Here is a 20,628-nt window from a genome sequence, read left to right as displayed (position 1 = left end):
CGCATAAGCTATGGTGCCATCAACAAACTATTGTTGATAAATAATATTTCACGTAATTATAACGTTTAAGCTTGGTACCTACCTTAGCATAAATAAATATTAATAGTATGACATTATTGCAAATTATTACAGGAAGTGGTGCAGCTCAGGATACAGTTGCCAATACAGTATCGCAAATTCCAACTACGGCTGCGGCTACAACGGCTGTTGATTCGTTATCGCTTCTAGATCTTGTTATGAAAGGTGGATATATTATGTATCCAATTTTTATTCTTTCTTTTTTAGCTGTTTTTATTTTTATTGAAAGGCTTGTTGCAATAATTAAAGCACGTAAAGAGGATAATAATTTTATGAGTAAAATTAAAGAGTATATCCTTGATATGAAAATAGATAATGCAAAAACATTATGCCAATCAACAAATACTCCTGTTTCAAGAATGATAGAAAAAGGAATTGCAAGAATTGGTAAACCAATTCCAGAAATTGAAAGAAGTATGGAATCAGTTGGGCGATTTGAAATTTCAAAACTGGAAAAGAATCTTAAAATTTTGGGAATTGTTGCAGGGGTAGCGCCAATGTTAGGATTTATCGGAACAATAATGGGTGTAATCAAGATTTTCTATAACATATCACTTCAAGGTAGTTTAGAAATTGGTGTTATTTCAGGTGGTCTTTATGAAAAAATGATTACCAGTGCATCAGGTCTTATAGTTGGAGTAATTGCATATGTAGGATATCATTATCTAAATCTTTTATTAGATAAGGTTATCTTTAATATGGAAGATCATGCAATAGAGTTTATTGATATTTTACAAAAAGAAGTATAATTATGAATTTAAGAAACAGACGAACGGGTTCTACAGCCGAGGTTTATACCGGTTCACTGAACGATATTATGTTCTTTCTTTTATTGTTCTTTTTGATAGTTTCAACTTTAGCTAATCCATCTATTATTAAATTATTATTACCTAAAGCAACAGCAAGCACAACAGTAAATAAAGTTCCAATTACTCTTTCAGTTGATAAGGACAAAAGATATTATTTAAATAATTCAGAAGTTCCTTTAGAAAACCTTGAAGCAGAAATTAAAAAACTTGCAGCAAATGTTGAAAGTCCTACAATCGTTTTACGTTTTGACAGCAGTCTTTCTGTTCAGGATTTAGTCGATATACTTCAGATAGGTACTAAGATTCAAATTAAAATGGTGTTGGCAACAAAGCATGGTAATAGCTAGTTTATGGTAAACGAAAAAGAACATACCAGAGTTTGGTTACCTGCAATATTGACTATTGTAGCACATGCTTTATTGGTTTTGTTAATGATATTTTATATTATTAGAACTCCCAATCCTCCGTACCCTGATGGTGGTGGTCCGGGAATGGAAGTTAATTTAGGTTTTTCTGATAATGGTATGGGTGACATTCAGCCTGAAACTTATAATCCCAACCCAAATCCTAACAATAATCAGGAGCAAGCTGCAAACAATGTTCAGGCAAGTGATGATAATGTTTTAACACAAAACTCAGAAGAGGCTATTGCAATTAAAGCAAATCCAAAGGATAAAAATAAGACAAATAATAGCAATACTACTACTCAACCGCAGATAAACGAGCCAAGCGTAAATCCTTTAGCATTATTTAAAGCAACATCAGGTGGAAGTGAAGGTGAAACAGGTAAACCCGGTGATCAGGGTAACCCTAATGGCGATCTTAATGCAAAAAATCATATAGGAGATCCTGGTAATGGCAATAGACCTGGTAATGGAGGAAATTTCTATAATCTTGGAAATAGAAAAATGGTTGGTACTCTCCCAAAACCAAATTATCCGGGAAACGAACAGGGAAAAGTTGTAGTTGAAATTTTTGTTGACCGTAGTGGTGTTGTTACTAAAGCAACTGCCGGAGTAAAAGGTTCAACTTTATTGTCAAAGAATTATTTGGACGCTGCTTACAATGCTGCATTTAAAGCCAAGTTTGATCCAAATCCTGACGCTACTGAGCTTCAGAGGGGTACTATTACATATAATTTTATGTTACAATAGTAGTTTTACAGTTAAATTAAATTGCTAATTTTTTAATATTCTTTACTTTGCTTTTAAACACTTTTAATAAATTTGTTTATCTGCAATATTATTGTATTTTGGTTTATTGAATTGGAATAAATTTACCCTAAATCTAAAATGTGCGGAGTCAGCACTTTAATCACTGACAATTTTAATATGAAGATTAAAAATTTATTTTTAATAACCGTTTTAATTTTTGTGATTTGTATTCAAGCCATTTCTCAAACACCTCAGAAGTTTAAATATCAGGGAATTTGTAGAGATAATTTGGGAGTTGTTGTACAGAATCAGTCAGTCAATGTTAGATTGTCAATTCATGATTTAATAGCTACAGGAACAATTGCATATCAGGAAACATTTTCTATTGTAACAAATCAATTTGGATTAATTACTCTTGATGTTGGTGATGGTGTAGTTCAACAAGGAGTTTTTTCAACAATTTCTTGGCAAACAGGGGATAAATTTTTAGAAATTGAGATGGATCTTGGTTCTGGTTACATTTCAATGGGAACTACTCAATTATTATCTGTTCCTTATGCTTTACATTCAAAAACTGCAGAATCAATAACTGGTGCCATTACTGAGACTGATCCAGTTTTTGTAACTTCTCCTGCAAATGGAATTGCAAATAATGATATAACAAATTGGAATACAGTTTATGGTTGGGGGAATCATTCAACTGCCGGTTATCTGGTTTCAGAGGTTGATGGTTCTGTAACAAATGAAATACAAACATTAAGCATAAGTAATGATACTATTTATTTAAGTAATGGTGGATTTGCAAAACTACCCGCGGGATTTAACGGACAATATAATAGTTTAACAGGCACTCCAACAAATGTAAGTCATTTTATAAATGATGCGGGATATTTAACATCGTTCACTGAAGTAGATGGTTCTATAACAAATGAGCTGCAATTATTAAGTATTAGTAATGATACCATTCGTTTGAGTAATGGTGGTTTTGTTAAATTACCGGCAGGATTTAATGGACAATACAGTAGTTTAACAGGTGCTCCTGCAAATGTAAGTGCTTTTACAAATGATGCAGGATATTTAACATCGTTCACAGAGGTTGATGGTTCTGTAACAAATGAGCTTCAATTATTAAGTATTAGTAATGATACAATTCGTTTGAGTAATGGTGGTTTTGTTAAATTGCCGGCAGGATTTAATGGACAATACAGTAGTTTAACAGGTGCTCCTACAAATGTAAGTGCTTTTACAAATGATGCAGGATATTTAACATCGTTTACTGAAGTTGATGGATCTGTAACAAATGAGATACAAGTATTGAGTATAAGTAACGATACAATATATTTGAGTAATGGGGGATTTGTTAAATTGCCTAATACTAATGCATGGTCTTTAAATGGAAATGCAGGCACAATTGATGGAACTAATTTTATTGGAACAAAAGATAATGTGGCTTTAAACTTTAAAGTTAATAATCAAAAGTCAGGAAGAATTGATCCATTGGGTACAACATTTTATGGCTATCAAGCTGGCAATGTTGATGCCGGTTCTGCAAATACGGGTTTTGGGATTCAAACTCTTTTTTCTAATACTTCAGGTAATTACAATACTGCTATTGGAAACTGGGCATTAACAAGTAATGAAACTGGAAATCACAATACTGCTGTAGGAAAAGCAGCCATGTTAACCAATATTTCAGGACATGAAAATACAGCTGTTGGATTACAGGCTATGTATTTCTCAACATCAGGTTATAGAAATGTTGCCTTGGGATACGATGCATTATTATATAATGTTTCTGGAGCATATAATGTGGCAGTTGGCACTAAAAGTGGTGAAAATAATTTAGGTTCTGGTAACGTCTTTCTTGGATACCAGGCAGGATTTAACGAAACCGGTTCTAACAAATTGTACATAGCTAATAGTAGTTCAAACCCTCCCTTGATTTATGGAGATTTTTCAACTGGTAATGTTGGCTTAGGAACAACTTCTCCGGCAGTTAAACTTGATGTAAGAGGAAATGCGAAATTCGGCGCAACAGGTATGATAAATATATGGGAATGGGATGCTATCGAAAAAATCGGATTAGATTATAATCCCGGTAATGGTGACTTCAATATGAGAAATCCTGTGGCAGGTAAAAGATTATTAGGAACCATAACCCCAACCGGTAGCTGGGGAATTGAAACGATAGGCGGCAATGAAATGGTAAGAGTAACAGGTTCAGGAAACATGGGAATCGGAACAACAAACCCAGGAAGTATCCTACAGCTTGAAAAAACTGGTTCAAGTACGGGTCCTGTTTTAACACTTTCTAACCCTACTGCCCAAGCTTCAGGAATAGATAGTCCAACTTCTGCGATCGATTTTAAAGGATGGGCTTCTGCAAGCCAGCCCATACAATTCAGAATACAGGCAATTGACGATGGAAACTATTCTAATCATTTAGCCTTTATTTCAAAAGGTCAAAGTTCAGGCGGTGTACTTACTGAGAAAATGAGAATTTCAAGTACCGGAAACGTTGGAATTGGAACAAGTACTCCAAATGCAAGATTGGATTTAGGGCTTGGTTATGGTGCTAGTGGTGAAAAACTTATTATTTATAATGATAATACATCCGGACCTTTAGCTGGCACAAAAACTGGTTTTTATCTTGACAGATTTTCATTACAGAATAATGTGACTTTTGTTTTTCCTACTGCCCCTGCATTTCCTGGTAGTTATATTATAGCAAGAAAAAATACTGCCGGAACAACATTAGAGCCATTAATGACTATATTAGGTGAAAGTGGAAATCTAGGAATTGGAATAACAAGTCCAACTTCACTTTTACATGTTAATACTACAAGTACCGCTGATGATTTAACTTTAGCAAAATTCTTTTCAGCACTTGATGGTGATTATGAGGATAATAATATTTTTATTGGTAAGTCTTTAGGAGCAGGTCAATCAGCAGTTTTTGGATATATATATAATACTAATATAAATAATACAGGAGCATATATGACGGTTTGGGGTGATACACCTGGTTCTACTGGTTTATTTGTCAGAAAAGGTGGTAATGTTGGTGTCGCAACAACAACTCCAACTGCTCGTCTTCATGTAAAAGGAGGAATTGTTGCCGGTCAACCTGGAAAAATAAAAATTGAAGACGCTGATCCAACTGGATTGTCATCGCTTGAACTAATCAACAATGCAGGAAATACTTTTTACTTTTATAAACTGAGTTCAGGTTATCCGGCAAATGGTAGGTATACTCAGGGAGTTTCAATGATAGAAAGCAATAATGCTAATGGATTAACATTATCTGAAGTTACCGGTGATATGCATTTTTATACTGGGGGAAATAATGAACGATTAACAATTAAAAATTCAGGAAATATTGGAATAGGAACTTCAAATCCTTCTGAACAATTAGAAGTAAATGGAAATTTAAAAGTTAGTGGTAGTATTTATTCGCCAGGTATGGTTGTTCAGACCATTGTTAAAACATCTGATTTGCCAAGTTCATTAAATGTAACAACGTATACTGAGGCAAATACTGATTATCGGATTAGTTTTACCCCGAAATTTAACAACAGTATAATTCTTGTCGAATACAGTTTTCCAATCAACACTGCTATGGCAAGTAATACCGTTTTTGACATGCAGCTCATCAGAGATATTGGTGGAACTGAAGTTCTTGTGGGGGTTGGTCCTGTAAACGGAAGCCGTCAGCAAGTATCTTTTGTTGGAAGACCTGGTAACGGTACAGATGGTAACGATAGAATGACTGTTATTATGACAGCCAAAGACAGTGGCCTTACTTCCGGCACATCTTACATATATGGTTTTAAATACAGAAGAGAAACAGGAGGCAGTGGAACCTGTTATTTTAACTCTTCAAACCTTGATAGCAATGTTTATGGTTTTAGCGGAATAATGACAATGAAAATTACAGAAATTGCCCAATAACGAATTTTATCTATAATCTGAGTAATCAGATTATAGATAAATAATTTTTATTGTGATTTTTAAAACAGAGTCAATTTAAGACTTTAAGAGAATCTAATACATTTTTTGTTTTCGTTTACTTTTATACTAATTTAGTAGCATAAATTTTTTGTTTGATGAGACTAAATAAGAAGAATATTCTAAATTCATCACTAAAAGTAATTGTTCAAAAAGAGATTATTGTTGCAAGTAGGGTAATGATTCAGGTTTTTCTATTTGTTATATTTATTGTAGTAAATGGTAATTCCTATGCTCAGATTTCAGTTGATTCTCACAATGAAGCAATCGAATTAATTAATCTGTCTAACATTGAAATAAAACAAGAATCATATACAAATGCTATTACTAAGTTAGAGAAGGCAATAAAATTAGATTCTTCAATTAGGGAAGCTTATACATTAATAAATCACGCGTTATTTCAAACAGGAAATATTAAAACTCAGAAAAAATATTTAAATAAAGCAAAATTATTTTTCTATGAGGATGATGAATTTTGTTACCATTCAGGAAAACTTTATTTGAAAGAAGATAAAATTGATTCAGCAATTTTCGAATTTAATAAGGCAATAAAATTTAGTAAAACTAATGGAGAAGATTATCCTATTGTATTTGACTATTATTCTAGTAGAGGAATCTGCTATTTAAAAAAGAATATGTATTCTGAAGCATTGGAAGATTTTAACTATGCTGTTAAATTGAATAATTCAAAGGCTGGTATCTATGCAAATAAAGGGATAGTGTTATTTAAGTTAAAAAGAATGGACGAAGCTTGTATTAGCTGGAAAAAAGCTCAGGAATTGGGAGAGAAAAGTGTAAAAACATATATTGATAAATATTGCAAATAGATAATTATTTAATTCCCATTTATACTAATTTAGAAGCATAAATTTTTTGTTCAATGAAACCAAAAGTTAAAAATATTCCAAAATCTTCTGTAAAGAATGTTGTAGTAAAAGATAATGTTCTTACAATTAGATTAATGTCTTTTACTATTCTGTTGCTTTCTTTTATTGTTTATGCTAATACTTTTAAAAATGGGTATGTATTAGACGATTTTTCGGTAATAAAAGAAAACTGGGTTGTTAAACGTGGTGTTGAGTCGGTTCCAACAATATTTAAAACTTCATATAGGTATGGCTACTGGAGTTCTGCAGATGATTTATACCGACCCTTATCACTTGTAATGTTTGCAGCGGAATGGCAATTATGGCCTGATAATCCAAAGCCTGGACATGTAATTAATGTTCTGTTATATTCTTTAGCTTGTATGTTGTTGTTTCTAACATTAAGAAAAATATTTTATAAATTTAATGTCTTTCTTCCATTTATTGCAACAATTATTTTTGCACTACATCCTGTACACACAGAGGTTGTAGCAAATATAAAAAGTCGTGACGAGATTCTGAGTTTCTTTTTCCTTGTGTTAACATTAAGATTTGTTATAGAGTATATAAATAGTTCGAAAAAAAAATGGTTAATAATAGGGATGATTTCATATTTTTTAGCTTTTCTATCCAAAGAAAGTGCAATTACGTTTTTAGCTGTAATTCCTCTTGTTATTTATTTTTTTACAGATACAACAATACGCAAAAATATATTTATAACAAGTGTAATGCTCATTCCTGCATTAATATTTCTAGCAATAAGAGCTAAAGTATTAGCAAATCAGCCCGAAATGGCTTTTGTGTCAAGTGTAGATAATTTATTGGTTGCGGCACCTGATATGATAACAAGGTATGCAACGGCTATTAAAATTATGGGTAAATATTTATGGTTACTTGTTGTTCCATATCCTTTAGTTTGCGATTATTCATTTAACCAAATTCCTATAGTTGGTATTGGTAATGTATGGTTTATAATTTCCTTTATTGTATTATTATCAATGGTAATAGTCTCTGTCTGGAAATTTAAAACAAAACATGTTTTAGTTTTTTCGGTATTTTTCTTTTTTATTACTATGTCGCTATACTCAAATATATTTATGCTAATAGGCTCTTCGTTTGGTGAAAGATTTTTGTTTGTTCCATCACTTGCTTTTAGCATAGCAGTCTCATGGTTAGTATTAAAGTTGTTTAAAATAGCTGTTGAATATTCACCCGTAACAAAATCAAATTTAATCTTTAAGTTAAATAATAGATTGTTAATTGTTATAATACCTACCATAATCGCTTATCCAAGTCAAATTATTTTGCGAAATAAAGATTGGAAATCTAATTTGTCACTATATGCTGCAGATGTTTGGAAATCCCCCAATAGTGCCCATATGCAATATTATTATGGGCTAAGTGTAATGAAAGATTTGTCACTTAACAGAGAAGGTAAAGTTGTGCATCCCGAATATTTAGATTTTGCTATTTTTCATTTTTCAAGAGCAGCAGAAATTGTTCCGACTTTTGCTGATGCATACGATCAGATTGGACTTGCGTATTATCGTAAAAACATGAATGATTCTGCATTAAAATATTACCAATTAGCGCTGGATCGAAATCCAACAAAATCCATAACATATAGCAATATGGGTGTTATATATTTTAACAATAAACAATTTGAAAAAGCACTTGAAGTTTATGAAAAAGCAGTAAAATATGATCCTGCATTTTCTGATGCATGGATGAATCTTGGAAGTACTTTAGCTACATTGGGCAAAAGAAATGAAGCGATAAATGCTTTTAAGAAATGTGTAGAATTTAAACCTGAGAACGCTTTGGCAACATATTTTATAAGTATAACTTATAAAGGAATGGGCGATGATGCAAATGCCAAAATTTATTTAGATAAAGCAGCACAGTTAGATTCTAAGTATTTGCAACCACAATAATCAGGGTGTTTCTATATCACATGTAAAGACGCTTGCGTTATTGCGTATCGCAAAAATTAATTGAAAGAAGAGAAAGATGGATTGCTGATTTTTGCTCCATTCTCGTCCCATGATGTTTGTCTTATGTTTTTATCATTACTGAAAATTATTTCAGATTTTTTTGTTCCGTTTTTATAAAAGAAAATGCTGGCACCATCTTTTAAGCCTGCTTTGTAAACACAATATCTTTTTTTGTTGCCGTTTTCATAAAACCAAATCCATTCACCATCACGTAAACCATTTTTAATGCTTCCACCCATACCTAATTTACCACTAGGGAACGTTGTTACACATTGACCGGTATATGGAGTTTTTGAACCTTGTTCATAAAATAAACCATCTTTTTCTTCCAGATCGTCATATTTAATCTTTTGCTGGCTGAAGGCAGAAAATTGAAGAAACAAAAAAGCTATAAAAAGAAACTTATACATAGTTCAAATTTATTTTTCTGGTTTTTATACGCTAATTATATAAAACTTGTTGCACTACCTTGCAAGATTGTCATTATCAGTACTATTGTCTGCTAAAAGAAAATGGTTTGAATGCTTTGAATTTCTAATACTCCAATTAAGTTCGTAACCAATTAGTAAAACAAGCGCATTAAAATATAACCAAATTAAAAGTACAATTAATGTCCCAATACTCCCGTAGATTTTGTTATACTGACCAAAATGATTTACATAATATGTAAACCCAAGTGAAATAAGCATACAAAAAATAGTTGCCATTGTTGAACCTGCAGAAATAAACCTAAACTTTGATTTGCGGGCTGGAGCTAAATAATATAGCAAAGAAATAGCAAAAAAGAATGCAAGTATAACAATTAGCCACTTACCTGCTATTATAAGGTAATAAATAATATTTTCCTTAATTATTTCATTAGAAATCAAATAACCAAATACTTTCTGACTGAATACAAGTAGTCCAATTGCCAAGGTTAGAAGTATAGAAAGAAGAATAACAAGTAATAAAGAAATTCCACGACATTGTAACCAGTTACGGCTTTCTGTTACAAATTGCGAAGCATTAAAAGCAGCGATTAATGCATTTATGCCATTTGTTGAGAAATACAATGCTGTAATAAATCCAAAAGATAACAAGCCGGTACGCTTATTCATTACAGTATCCAGAATAGTGCTTCTGATTGATAAATATGCGTTTGTTGGCATAACATCTTGTAAAATTCTTAATAATTCCTGAGGTAAATTATCAATAGGGATATATGCGATTAATGAAAAGAAGAATATAAGTGCAGGGAAAATTGCTAAAAACAAATTGTACGCAATAGAAGATGCTCTTACTGTTAGTGCTCCTTTATTTAAACTCTGAATAAAAAATTTTCCTACAGAATATAAAGGCTGTTTATCGAAACCAGGAAGAGTAAAACTTTTTACCTTATCTACTAAAGTAGCTGGAAGGTAAGATTTGATTCTTTGGCGAATGTGTTTAAGCGGCATTTATTTTATTGCTTTTAAGCTTAAATCAAGACTTCTTACATGATGAGTAAGCGCACCCACGCTTATAAAATCAACACCACATTCACCATATTCTCTTAAATTTTCTAAAGTGATGCCACCGCTCGATTCAGTCTCAAATTTTCCGTTTATTAATTCTACTGCAAATTTTGTATCCTCAATTGAGAAATTATCAAGCATAATCCGGTCAACTTTTCCATAGCTGATTATTTCTTTAACATCGTTTATGGTTCTTGCTTCTATTTCAATTTTTAAATCTTTATTTTTTTGCAAAAGATATTCGTGAACTCTTTCAATTGCTTTTATGTTTCCTCCTGCAAAATCAATATGATTATCTTTAATTAAAATCATATCGTACAAGCCTATTCTGTGGTTAACACCACCGCCAATTCTTACAGCTTCTTTTTCAAAGAATCTAAACCCGGGTGTTGTTTTGCGGGTGTCGAGTATTTTTGTTTTTAATCCTTTAAGTTCATTTACATATTTGCCTGTTTGTGTAGCAATGCCACTCATTCTTTGCATTACATTTAAAACCAGACGTTCTGCCTGAAGTAATAATGATGATTTTCCTTCTACAAAAAAAGCAATATCACCAGCATGGCAATAGTCACCATCTTTTTTAAAGATTTCAAATGTGAAATCTTTATCAAATTGCATAAAAATTTTTTGAGCTATTTCAATTCCTGCAATAATTCCTGACTCTTTTACAAGCAATTTTGCTTTTCCTTTTTGATCTGCCGGAATACAAGCTTGTGAAGTATGATCGCCGTCGCCTAAATCTTCATTAATAGCATTTTTAATAAATGCATTAAGCCATAAATCATTCATTACCACTTTCAATGCGAAGTTGTTGAATAACCTGAGTATTGTCCTGATTCTTTAAAAATAACGAAACCCTATAAGTTCCTGTTGAAGTGGTTAAATTACCAATTACATATTTAGAACCTTCTTTTCCACCCTGATGCATAATCGTGAAATTTGAAGGAACATTTTTGCTGAAAAATTCTTTTAGAATAATTTCCGCTTGTGTTTTACTATAAATATCCTGTTTGTCAATTAATGTTAAGTCGATATTAGCATTAAAATGTTTTGCCAGTTCTTTGGCATTCCCAGATTTTAAGGCATTTGCAACTCCATCAGGAAGATCGCCTGCAAATACATTTTCGAAATTACCTAAAAATAGTGCTAAACCGATAATTACCGAAATAAAATGTAACTTTTTCATTTTATTCATTTATTTTGTGAGAAATATACAAATCAAAAATTAAACCAGAACTACTTATTTTAGTGATAGAATAGTTAAAATTTATTCTGCAAGTTAAAAATAATTTTACAAAATATTATTCTTTATGAAGATTGTACTCTTAGTTTTTGGAAAGACTGATGAAGATTTTGTTAATGAGGGCATAAAGCATTTTGAAAAACGATTGAAATCTTTTTATCAGTTTGAAATGGAAATTATTTCAGAGCCAAAATTACATGGCAAGCTCGATATCAAAAGACAAATGGATGATGAATTTAAATTATTTGAAGCTAAAATTAAGGAAACAGATGAGGTTATTCTTTTAGATGAAAATGGAACACATTATGCCTCAGAAATGTTTGCCAATAAACTGGAATCGATGATGAATACCGGAAAAAAACGACTGGTTTTTGTAGCGGGAGGAGCATATGGATTTTCTCAGGAAATGAAAAAAAAATACAGCAACAAAATATCTCTTTCTAAGATGACGTTTACACACCAAATGGTAAGGTTAATTTTTATAGAACAATTATATCGTGCCGCAACTATTTTAAAAGGTTTGCCGTATCATCATAAATAGAACATTTCTTTATATCTTTGATTTGATGAGAAAAATACCTTTTAAACTTTGGTTAATATTTGTAATTATTTCACTTCTTGCAGGAATTGCCAGTGAATACTTTATTTCTCATACATTTTCTGAAAAGATTAATGTAAATTCATTTTCCCAAACACTGCAATCACAAAGAAGTGAATTAAAATTTAAGATAGAAGAATTTTCTAAAAGAATAGAAAAAAAAGGGATAGAAAGATTTTTGCCAGAAGCTTTTAATGAATATTCAAAAACTTTATCAAATTCGGGACTTTATTTATTTGCTTATAAAAACCAGAAACTTGTTTTCTGGAGTGATAATTCTTTTATAATTGAAGATTGGCAGTTTTTAGGAGATACCCTTCAACCTGTTGCCTTTGTTAATAATGCATGGGTGGTAACAGAACAGAAAACAATTAATGAGATTAAAATAGTAGGTTTTGTTTTAATAAAAAATGAATACCCGGTAGAGAATAAATTTCTAAAAGATAATTTTAATTCTGTATTAAATGTTACGGGTAATTTTAATGTTACAATTGCTCCACAGAAGAATGGATTCCAAATTAAAGATAACAAGGGAAATTTCTTGTTTACATTAATGCCTAAAGAGGAATCTCATTTAACCGAGTCACATGGCTGGTTGCCATCTTTATTCTATTTGTTAGCGTTTATTAGTTTATTGTTTGCTATTTCAAAATTTATTAGAACAACAAGTTTGAGAAATAAAAACTTAACAATTCTAATAATCTCATTATGTCTGCTATTTATTAGAGGCTTAATGATGTATTTTAAATTTCCTCATGTCTTGTATGAAAAAGAATTCTTTGGTCCCGGTGCATATGCCTCATCAATAATTTTACCCTCATTAGGTGATGTTTTAATAGATGCAATACTTATTTTTTATATTGTTTTAATATTTTACAGAGAATATACAACCTTAACTTTTTCACGTTATATTTCAAAACCCAAAATATATTTGATTTTATGGTTAGGGTTAAGTGTAATTTCATCATATTTTATTGTTTTATTAGCCAGAAGTCTTATTCTTGACTCAAATATTTCTTTTCAGATTTATAATATTCTTGATATTGATATAAACAGTATAACAGCATTTGCAATACTTACATTACTGTTTTCTTCGCAATTCTTTATATTTGATAAGGCTATAATTATATTAAGAAGGTGGTTTAGTATTAAGGAAGTAATTTCCTGGTTTATTATTCCTGAATTATTAGTTTTTGCAGTTACTTTTTTTATTCAGGAAAATAAAGAATTGTATTCTTTGTTATTTTTTATCTCGAGTTTTGTATTGCTTGCTATATTCAGATATTCAATTAAAAATTTCGGATTTTATAAGTATGTTATTCTGATTTTTCTAACTGCTATTTATTTTACTGCTTTTACATTATATTACAGTCAGGTAAAATCGTTAAATGTAAGAAAAGTTGTTGCAATTGGACTTTCCAATGAACGCGACCTTGTTGCCGAAATGCTTCTCGAAGATTTGCAAAAGAAAATTGTTGAAGATAAAACCATTTCTGAACTGGCACGAAAACCACTTGATAAACGGTTTGAAATATTTCAATATCTGCGCGAGAATTATTTTTATGGATTCTGGACTAAATACGATATTCAGACTACTGTTTGTACATCTTATGATAATTTAAAGATTGAGCAAACAGGCGAATTTTATGGTTGTTTTGATTTCTTTGAAAAGATAGTTAAAGATCAAGGTGTGATTATTCCCGGTACAAATTTTTATTTTGTTGACAATGAAAAGGGTAGAATTAGTTATTTAGGAATACTAACATTTTTACCAAAAGGATTCGATTCATTAAGTACACGATTATTCATTGAGCTTGATTCCAGGTTATTAAGTCAGGAATTAGGGTATCCCGAATTGCTATTAGACAAAAAGGTTAGCGATGCGAATATTGCAAAGAAATATAGTTATGCAAAATACAGAAACGGAAAACTATTAACACGTAATGGCGAGTTTGAGTATAGGTTTTCTTTAAATGCATATAATGTTCCTAAACAAGAATTTTTTGTTAAAAGGAGCGAGGGGTATGAGCATTTATTTTATAAATATGATAAAAATACTACAATTGTTTTAAGTACTCCTGCACCCACATTTTATGACGTTATAATAGGTCTTTCTTATACTATAGTTTTGTTTTTTATTTTGTTTTTATCATTTGTTTTAATAAGAAATATAAATAAGCTTAGTATAAAATTTACATTAAATATTCGTTCAAGAATTTTAATTTCATTTATATCAGTTTTAGTGCTTTCATTTATTCTTATTGGAAGTGGAACTGTTTATTATATTATTTCCCGTTATGAGAAAAAGAATTATGATAATATTTCGGAAAAAATACAGTCTGTATTGGTTGAGCTAAATAATAAAATTGGCAAAGAAGAAAAACTACTCCCCGAACAAACAGAATTTATTACATCGTTACTAATAAAGTTTTCTAATGTATTTTATTCTGATATAAATCTGTATGACAACAATGGTAAGCTTTATGCAACTTCACGACCTGAGGTATTTAATAAGGGATTTGTTGGAAATCTGATTAATCCTGAAGCATATTATAACATATTATACCAATATAAGCCTGAAGTTATTCTTGAAGAACATATAGGTGAGTTAAAGTATTTATCGGCTTATGTTCCTTTTTATAATGTAAAAGGCAAGGTAATTGCTTATTTGAATCTGCCATATTTTACAAGACAAAATACGCTTACACGCGAAGTATCTTCATTTGCAATTACTCTTGTAAATATTTATTTGATATTGATTTTGCTGGCAATGTCAATAACAGTATTTATAACAAATGGTTTGACAAGACCGTTGATTATGTTACAAAGAAAATTCCGGGAAATTGAACTTGGGAAAAAGAATGAACCAATAGTGTATGAGCGAATGGATGAGATTGGCTCACTTGTAAGTGAATATAACAGAATGCTTGAAGAGCTTTCCAGTTCTGCCGAAATATTAGCAAAATCGGAAAGGGAGATAGCCTGGAGAGAAATGGCAAAACAAATTGCACATGAGATAAAGAATCCGCTCACTCCTATGAAACTTTCTGTTCAGCATCTGCTTCGTTCGTATAATGATAAAACCCCGGGATGGGAGAATCTGGTTGATAAAATGGGAAAAACATTAATTGAACAAATTGATGCACTTTCAACAATAGCTTCAGAGTTTTCATTATTTGCAAGGCTTCCGTCGCCGGTTATTGAGAGAATTAATATTGTGGAAAAAGCTCAGAGTATTGTTCAGTTATATAAGCAGAGCGATAATGTGAATATTGTTTTTGAAAATCATAATATTGAAGAGATATATGTTAATGCTGATAAAGAGCAAATATTACGAGTGCTGACTAATCTAGTTAAAAATGCTATTCAGGCTATCCCATCCGGTAAAGAGGGACTAGTAAAAGTAGAGACATTAAACTACTCATCATTGGCAATTGTTAAGATTTCTGATAATGGAACCGGAATTACTGATGAAGTACAGAAAAAGCTATTTAACCCTAATTTTACTACAAAAACAAGCGGTATGGGATTAGGTCTTGCAATGGTTAAGAATATGGTTGAAGGAATGGGCGGACAAATACAGTATGTTACAAAAGCAGGAGAAGGAACTACTTTCTTTGTTGAATTACCTTGTGTTTAAAATTATATTTATATGGAAATAATTAAAATTAAAGAAGCAAAATCATCAAATTCTGTTGCATTAGAGTTGCTAGAAAATCAGGATTTAAAAGAAGGAACAGTAATTTGGGTAGAAAATCAAACAAACGGCAGAGGTCAAAATACGAATGTTTGGGAAAGCGAACCAGGACAAAATTTAACCATTTCAATTGTTTTACGACCTGCATTTTTAAAGCCCGAGAATCAGGCATATTTATCAAAAATTGTGTCACTTGGTTTAGCCGATTATGTTGGATTATTTTGTTCTGAGGTCTATGTTAAATGGTTTAATGATATTTATATTAAAGATAAAAAAGTTGCTGGTATTTTGATAGAGAATACATGGATTGGACAAAAGTTGAATGCAGCGGTAATCGGTATTGGACTTAATCTTAATCAGGAAAAATTTCCTAACAATTTGTCAAATGCAGTTTCTTTAAAAATGATGACAGAAGTTCCTTTTGTATTAGAGGAAAGCTTAAAACTCCTACATGGCTTAATAATGACGCGTTATGAGCAGTTAAAAGACTCCGAGTTTAACAATATAGACATAAAGTATAATTCATTGTTGTATAAATGTGGTAAAGAATCTTCATTTGTAAAAGATGGCGAAATATTTAAAGCAACAATCATTAAAGTAGAACCAAACGGGCATATACAATTAAAACATAATGATGGTAGGGTAGGATGTTATGGGATGCATGAGATAAGGATGATGTAAATTAATATGATAAGAATGAAAAATTACAATACATATACGACTAATATATTTTATATGTGTATGATGATATGGTTTGTATAAATAAGTTAGCCATAATATTTAAAATGAACTTAAATATTGAGAATATGAAAAAGATTATTGGAATGACAATTCTTATTGTATTTATTTTTTTTGGATGCAAAAAGGATAAAAAAGAAACAGATACTTTTTATAAAGCTAAAATTGATGGATTAAGTCAAAAAGGACCTTTTGTAAATGGGTCTTCGTTGACTCTTTTTGAATTAAATGAAAGTTTCTTGCAAACTGGAAAATCTTTTAATACTCAAATATTAGATAATCTTGGTTCTTTTGAAATAAACAATATCGAAATTCAAACTTCTTTTGCGAAACTAAAAGCAGATGGATTTTATTTTAATGAAATAACAAATTCCAATTCAAATGCTGCTATTTCACTTTATGCCATGTCAGACATAACGAATAAAAATACTGTAAACGTTAATTTGCTAAGTACTCTAGAGGTTTCGAGAATAGAATATCTATTAAATCAAGGCTTGACTTTTAATGCAGCAAAGCAGCAAGCACAAAGTGAAATATTAAATATCTTTTCTATTCAAAAATCTGGAATTCCTGAATCGGAATTGCTTGATATTTCTAAGGAAGGCGACAATAACGCAATATTACTTGCTGTTTCGTTGATTCTTCAAGGTTATAGAACCGAAGCAGAATTGACTCAATTGCTTGGCGATATTAGTACAGATATCCGTACAGATGGTATTTTAAATAGTCCAACTCTTGGATCATCATTAATTAATGACACAAAATTACTTTCACTAACAAACATAAGAAGCAATATTGAGAATAAATATATTTCGCTAGGTATAACAACGACAATTCCAGATTTCGAAAAATATATAAACCTGTATAAAGACTCTTGCAATTATACTGTTACAAATAATATTGTTTTCCCTGACACAGGAATATATGGAATAAATATTTTAAATGCAGATACAATATACTCTCCAGGTTCGAATTATAGTATATGTGCAAATTTACCAAATGGAACACATTTAAAAATTATAAATAATAGTTGGGCTATTGCTTATGAGACAGGAACTCTAAATGGTTGGTTCCAACCAGTACCTGGAACATATGAATCAAACCAATGTGGTTTAATTGATGGACATATTAATCTAGGAACTGGAAATGCAACTTTAATGTTTTACGAGAATTACTCACTAGTTCCAACCCGAATAAAAAATATTTATATTCAATAAAATACTATGGCTAACACTACCTTAACATAACTGGGCGGGCGGTGGTAACTTGACAACTGTAACAAAATACATACACCCCAGCGGCTTGATATCCACTAGGGCTAATCGCCCAGCTATGTCAAGCTCCATCCGTTATAATTAAATATTGTTATTAGCACAAGCGGACGCTTGCACTAAATGTTGTAAGTTATTCTGAACTTTGTTGTCTTCTGAATTCAGCGCAAATTATAGCAGTTGCAGTTGCCACATTTAGCGATTCGCTGGTTGGTGAATCAGATTGAAATGGTGGTATAAATAGTTGATTTGTTAAGACTTTTAGAACTTCTTTGGAGATACCGTTACCTTCACTTCCCATAACAATAATCCCATTATTAGTGAGTTTTTGCTTGTAAATGTTTTCACCGGTTAAAGTTGTTCCGTAAATTGGTAAATTTGTTTCTGATTGTATTTTGTTAAAAAACTCTGGAAGTGAATGATAATGTACATTAACTCTTGCAAAAGCACCCATTGTTGCCTGAATTACTTTTGGATTGTATAAATCAGCAGTTGCAGGGCTTGCTATAATGTTTTTAATTCCAAACCAATCTGCGATACGAATAATAGTTCCTAAATTACCAGGGTCTTGAACATCATCAAGAGCAAGAGTTAAAGTGTTTTTTAAATCCTCAAAATTTAATCTGTTATCGGGAATGTTACAAACAGCTAAAACCTGCTGTGGTGTTTTTTGAAAAGAAATTTGCTGAAGTTCTTTTTCAGTTACTTCAAATATTTCAGTTTTTGGGAGTTTTTTATTTTCTGCTAACCAATCTTTAACTGCAATTAAATATTTTATTTTAAGATCTGATTTAATAATTTCTCCAACTATTTTATGTCCTTCGACTACAAACAGATTATTCTCAACTCTGTACTTTTTTTGATCGAGCGAACGGATTAGTTTTATAATTGCTTTTGAAAGCATAAAGAATATTTTATTTGTCGAAATTAAGAAAAAAATGCATGTTTTCTCTAATGATTTGGTAAATTTGGTAAAGATTTTAAACTTTAATATTGTTTTTAGAAAAATTAGATAAATGAATAAGCTATTTGTGTTGTTGTTTTTAATATTTAGTTGTAATATTATTATTGCTCAAACTAATACCGAAAAGAAAATTAAGCAGTTTGAAGATAAATTGATTTCTTTTTCAGATAGTCAGAAAGTATATAATCAAAAGCTGGAAAGTCTTAAATTACAATGGATAAGGGAAGAAATTAAACAATACGGTTTGCCAAAAATATCTGGCGAAGGAATGCTTATTAATCATTCCGCAATGTCGATGTTTTACGATGAAAGGCATGGGCAATCACTATGGGTGGTACATATGATTTTACCTGATATAAAAACCGGAATTCAATCGAGAACAAATGACTTTAGAAAAGATTCAATGGTTATTTCTGGCACACCTGGCAAAGAAGATTATTTTAATACTGGTTATGACAGAGGGCATTTAGCTGCTTCGGCAGATTTTCGTTGGTCGAAAAGGGCATTGAGTGAATCGTATTATTATTCTAACATGTCGCCGCAGAAACCTGAATTTAACAGAGGAAAATGGTCGCAATTAGAAGATTTTGTGCGACAATATGTACTGGAATATAACGAACCTGTATTCGTTGTTACAGGAGGACTGTTAACAGATAGTCTTAAAAAAATCGGTAAAGAAAAAATGATTTCTGTTCCAAAATATTATTATAAAATTATTGTTGATATAAATGGAAACGATAAAAAAGGTATTGCTTTTATAATGCTTAATGGCACCAATACTAAGCCAATTATAAGTTATGCGGTTTCAATTGACAGTGTTGAGAAAGTAACAGGAATTAATTTCTTTGCTTCCTTACCAGATACACTACAGGACAGAATTGAAAAAATGAATAATATTGACTCGTGGCTTAACAAAGAGCAGGCAGGTGGAGCTAAACCACTGGAAGTTGAAGAATTACCCAAGGGAGCAATAAATACTGTTGATGCAGAAAAATTCTACGACCAGAAAGCAACGGTTTGTGGAACTGTAGTAGCATCAAGAGTTTTGAAAGATTCAAAAGGAATAGTTTTTAATCTCGACCAAAAGTTTCCTAATCAGATATTTTCATTTACAATCTGGAAAACTAATGTGGCAAATTTTAGTTACGAACCTGCAACAGTATTAATGAACAGGAAAATTTGTATTACAGGAAATATCGATAAGTACAAGGATAAACCAACAATGGAGCTTAAAAACGAAAAAGCCTTAGAATTTTTAGATGATGAAAGCGGAGACTAAAACTTTATTGTCTTGCATGAAAGCCGGGATTCTGGAAGCCGGTTGTGACGAAGCAGGACGAGGTTGTCTGGCAGGTCCTGTTTTTGCTGCTGCAGTAATTTTACCAAAAAATGTGAACATTGTTGGATTGGATGATTCCAAAAAACTTTCTGAAAAATTAAGGTATCAATTAAGAGAAATTATTCAAAACACTGCAATATGTTATGGCATCGCAATGGTTGATAATAATCAAATCGATAAAATAAATATTCTTTGGGCTTCAGTGTTGGCAATGCAAAATGCTTTAGATAAACTTTCTAAAGTGCCAAAGCATATTTTAGTTGATGGTAACAGATTTAAACCTTACAAAAATATTTCTTATACGTGTGTTGTTAAGGGTGATGAAAAATACCAGTCAATTGCTGCTGCGTCTGTATTAGCAAAGACTTACAGAGAT

The 20,628-nt window shown here is 31.2% G+C and carries 17 protein-coding genes; 12 read left to right on the top strand and 5 right to left on the bottom strand.

Annotated elements, in window-relative coordinates:
• The first annotated feature begins 107 nt into the window (after nucleotides 1-107).
• The 6 genes from HY951_19325 to HY951_19300 all read left to right on the top strand — a co-directional run bounded on the left by HY951_19325 (nucleotide 108) and on the right by HY951_19300 (nucleotide 8,849).
• Entirely contained in the window at nucleotides 108-827 is a 720-nt protein-coding gene (locus HY951_19325) for a MotA/TolQ/ExbB proton channel family protein (GenBank protein ID MBI5542217.1), read from the top strand.
• 2 nt (nucleotides 828-829) lie between these two features.
• Nucleotides 830-1,234: a biopolymer transporter ExbD gene (locus HY951_19320; GenBank protein MBI5542216.1), complete on the top strand. Its 405-nt coding sequence runs from the start codon at nucleotides 830-832 to the stop codon at nucleotides 1,232-1,234.
• Between the two features lie 3 nt (nucleotides 1,235-1,237).
• A complete protein-coding gene (locus HY951_19315) occupies nucleotides 1,238-2,041 on the top strand; it encodes an energy transducer TonB (protein MBI5542215.1) in 804 nt (267 codons plus the stop codon).
• 177 nt (nucleotides 2,042-2,218) lie between these two features.
• On the top strand, nucleotides 2,219-5,992 hold the full coding sequence (locus HY951_19310) for a hypothetical protein (protein MBI5542214.1): 3,774 nt from the start codon (nucleotides 2,219-2,221) through the stop codon (nucleotides 5,990-5,992).
• Nucleotides 5,993-6,147: 155 nt separating this feature from the next.
• Nucleotides 6,148-6,876, top strand: coding sequence for a hypothetical protein (locus HY951_19305; protein MBI5542213.1), 729 nt, complete (start codon nucleotides 6,148-6,150; stop codon nucleotides 6,874-6,876).
• 53 nt (nucleotides 6,877-6,929) lie between these two features.
• On the top strand, nucleotides 6,930-8,849 hold the full coding sequence (locus HY951_19300) for a tetratricopeptide repeat protein (GenBank protein MBI5542212.1): 1,920 nt from the start codon (nucleotides 6,930-6,932) through the stop codon (nucleotides 8,847-8,849).
• A 56-nt stretch (nucleotides 8,850-8,905) separates the two neighbouring features.
• On the opposite strand, the gene HY951_19295 is transcribed toward HY951_19300, so the two are convergent.
• Genes HY951_19295 through HY951_19280 form a run of 4 tightly spaced genes read right to left on the bottom strand, consistent with a single transcriptional unit; the run spans nucleotide 8,906 to nucleotide 11,588 of the window.
• Entirely contained in the window at nucleotides 8,906-9,319 is a 414-nt protein-coding gene (locus HY951_19295) for a hypothetical protein (protein MBI5542211.1), read from the bottom strand.
• A gap of 54 nt (nucleotides 9,320-9,373) precedes the next feature.
• Entirely contained in the window at nucleotides 9,374-10,345 is a 972-nt protein-coding gene (locus HY951_19290; protein MBI5542210.1) for a YihY/virulence factor BrkB family protein, read from the bottom strand.
• Nucleotides 10,346-11,191 carry a carboxylating nicotinate-nucleotide diphosphorylase gene (gene nadC, locus HY951_19285; GenBank protein ID MBI5542209.1) on the bottom strand — a complete coding sequence of 282 codons (846 nt, stop codon included), beginning with the start codon at nucleotides 11,189-11,191 and terminating at the stop codon, nucleotides 10,346-10,348. It lies immediately after the preceding gene.
• Nucleotides 11,184-11,588 carry a DUF4783 domain-containing protein gene (locus HY951_19280; GenBank protein MBI5542208.1) on the bottom strand — a complete coding sequence of 135 codons (405 nt, stop codon included), beginning with the start codon at nucleotides 11,586-11,588 and terminating at the stop codon, nucleotides 11,184-11,186. The genes nadC and HY951_19280 overlap by 8 nt, the downstream gene beginning before the upstream one ends.
• 124 nt (nucleotides 11,589-11,712) lie before the next feature.
• Here HY951_19280 and HY951_19275 point away from each other — a divergent pair, with 124 nt between their 5' ends.
• The 4 genes from HY951_19275 (at nucleotide 11,713) to HY951_19260 (ending at nucleotide 17,895) form a co-directional block, all read left to right on the top strand.
• Nucleotides 11,713-12,186 (top strand): 23S rRNA (pseudouridine(1915)-N(3))-methyltransferase RlmH, encoded by a 474-nt coding sequence (locus HY951_19275; protein ID MBI5542207.1) that lies wholly within the window; start codon nucleotides 11,713-11,715, stop codon nucleotides 12,184-12,186.
• A gap of 25 nt (nucleotides 12,187-12,211) precedes the next feature.
• A complete protein-coding gene (locus tag HY951_19270; protein ID MBI5542206.1) occupies nucleotides 12,212-15,883 on the top strand; it encodes a hypothetical protein in 3,672 nt (1,223 codons plus the stop codon).
• A gap of 12 nt (nucleotides 15,884-15,895) precedes the next feature.
• The gene (locus tag HY951_19265) at nucleotides 15,896-16,621 is read left to right on the top strand and encodes a biotin--[acetyl-CoA-carboxylase] ligase (GenBank protein ID MBI5542205.1); all 726 of its coding nucleotides are present in this window, start codon (nucleotides 15,896-15,898) and stop codon (nucleotides 16,619-16,621) included.
• A 125-nt stretch (nucleotides 16,622-16,746) separates the two neighbouring features.
• Nucleotides 16,747-17,895: a hypothetical protein gene (locus tag HY951_19260; GenBank protein ID MBI5542204.1), complete on the top strand. Its 1,149-nt coding sequence runs from the start codon at nucleotides 16,747-16,749 to the stop codon at nucleotides 17,893-17,895.
• Nucleotides 17,896-18,082: 187 nt separating this feature from the next.
• Here HY951_19260 and HY951_19255 read toward each other — a convergent pair whose 3' ends face one another.
• On the bottom strand, nucleotides 18,083-18,853 hold the full coding sequence (locus tag HY951_19255) for an RNA methyltransferase (GenBank protein ID MBI5542203.1): 771 nt from the start codon (nucleotides 18,851-18,853) through the stop codon (nucleotides 18,083-18,085).
• A 112-nt stretch (nucleotides 18,854-18,965) separates the two neighbouring features.
• On the opposite strand from HY951_19255, the gene HY951_19250 reads away from it, so the two are divergent.
• Together HY951_19250 and HY951_19245 are read left to right on the top strand one after the other, a co-directional pair.
• Nucleotides 18,966-20,192, top strand: a complete 1,227-nt coding sequence (locus tag HY951_19250; protein MBI5542202.1) for a DNA/RNA non-specific endonuclease — start codon at nucleotides 18,966-18,968, stop codon at nucleotides 20,190-20,192.
• On the top strand, nucleotides 20,176-20,628 hold a 453-nt coding region (locus HY951_19245; GenBank protein MBI5542201.1), incomplete at its 3' end, for a ribonuclease HII. The genes HY951_19250 and HY951_19245, both read left to right, overlap by 17 nt.

Source organism: Bacteroidia bacterium (assembly GCA_016218155.1).
Lineage (GTDB): Bacteria > Bacteroidota > Bacteroidia > Bacteroidales > GWA2-32-17 > GWA2-32-17.
Note: the sequence above shows the minus strand (reverse complement) of the source record. Positions and strands in the feature narration are given on the sequence as shown.

Bases quoted from the DNA above. Each gene is read 5' to 3' on its own strand.
- HY951_19260 (MBI5542204.1), top strand. From the start codon at position 16,747: ATGAAAAAGATTATTGGAATGACAATTCTTATTGTATTTATTTTTTTT.
- HY951_19300 (MBI5542212.1), top strand. From the start codon at position 6,930: ATGAAACCAAAAGTTAAAAATATTCCAAAATCTTCTGTAAAGAATGTT.
- HY951_19305 (MBI5542213.1), top strand. From the start codon at position 6,148: ATGAGACTAAATAAGAAGAATATTCTAAATTCATCACTAAAAGTAATT.
- HY951_19315 (MBI5542215.1), top strand. From the start codon at position 1,238: ATGGTAAACGAAAAAGAACATACCAGAGTTTGGTTACCTGCAATATTG.
- HY951_19255 (MBI5542203.1), bottom strand. From the start codon at position 18,853: ATGCTTTCAAAAGCAATTATAAAACTAATCCGTTCGCTCGATCAAAAA.
- HY951_19275 (MBI5542207.1), top strand. From the start codon at position 11,713: ATGAAGATTGTACTCTTAGTTTTTGGAAAGACTGATGAAGATTTTGTT.
- HY951_19265 (MBI5542205.1), top strand. From the start codon at position 15,896: ATGGAAATAATTAAAATTAAAGAAGCAAAATCATCAAATTCTGTTGCA.
- HY951_19310 (MBI5542214.1), top strand. From the start codon at position 2,219: ATGAAGATTAAAAATTTATTTTTAATAACCGTTTTAATTTTTGTGATT.
- HY951_19290 (MBI5542210.1), bottom strand. From the start codon at position 10,345: ATGCCGCTTAAACACATTCGCCAAAGAATCAAATCTTACCTTCCAGCT.
- nadC (MBI5542209.1), bottom strand. From the start codon at position 11,191: ATGAATGATTTATGGCTTAATGCATTTATTAAAAATGCTATTAATGAA.
- HY951_19280 (MBI5542208.1), bottom strand. From the start codon at position 11,588: ATGAAAAAGTTACATTTTATTTCGGTAATTATCGGTTTAGCACTATTT.
- HY951_19270 (MBI5542206.1), top strand. From the start codon at position 12,212: ATGAGAAAAATACCTTTTAAACTTTGGTTAATATTTGTAATTATTTCA.
- HY951_19250 (MBI5542202.1), top strand. From the start codon at position 18,966: ATGAATAAGCTATTTGTGTTGTTGTTTTTAATATTTAGTTGTAATATT.
- HY951_19295 (MBI5542211.1), bottom strand. From the start codon at position 9,319: ATGTATAAGTTTCTTTTTATAGCTTTTTTGTTTCTTCAATTTTCTGCC.
- HY951_19325 (MBI5542217.1), top strand. From the start codon at position 108: ATGACATTATTGCAAATTATTACAGGAAGTGGTGCAGCTCAGGATACA.
- HY951_19320 (MBI5542216.1), top strand. From the start codon at position 830: ATGAATTTAAGAAACAGACGAACGGGTTCTACAGCCGAGGTTTATACC.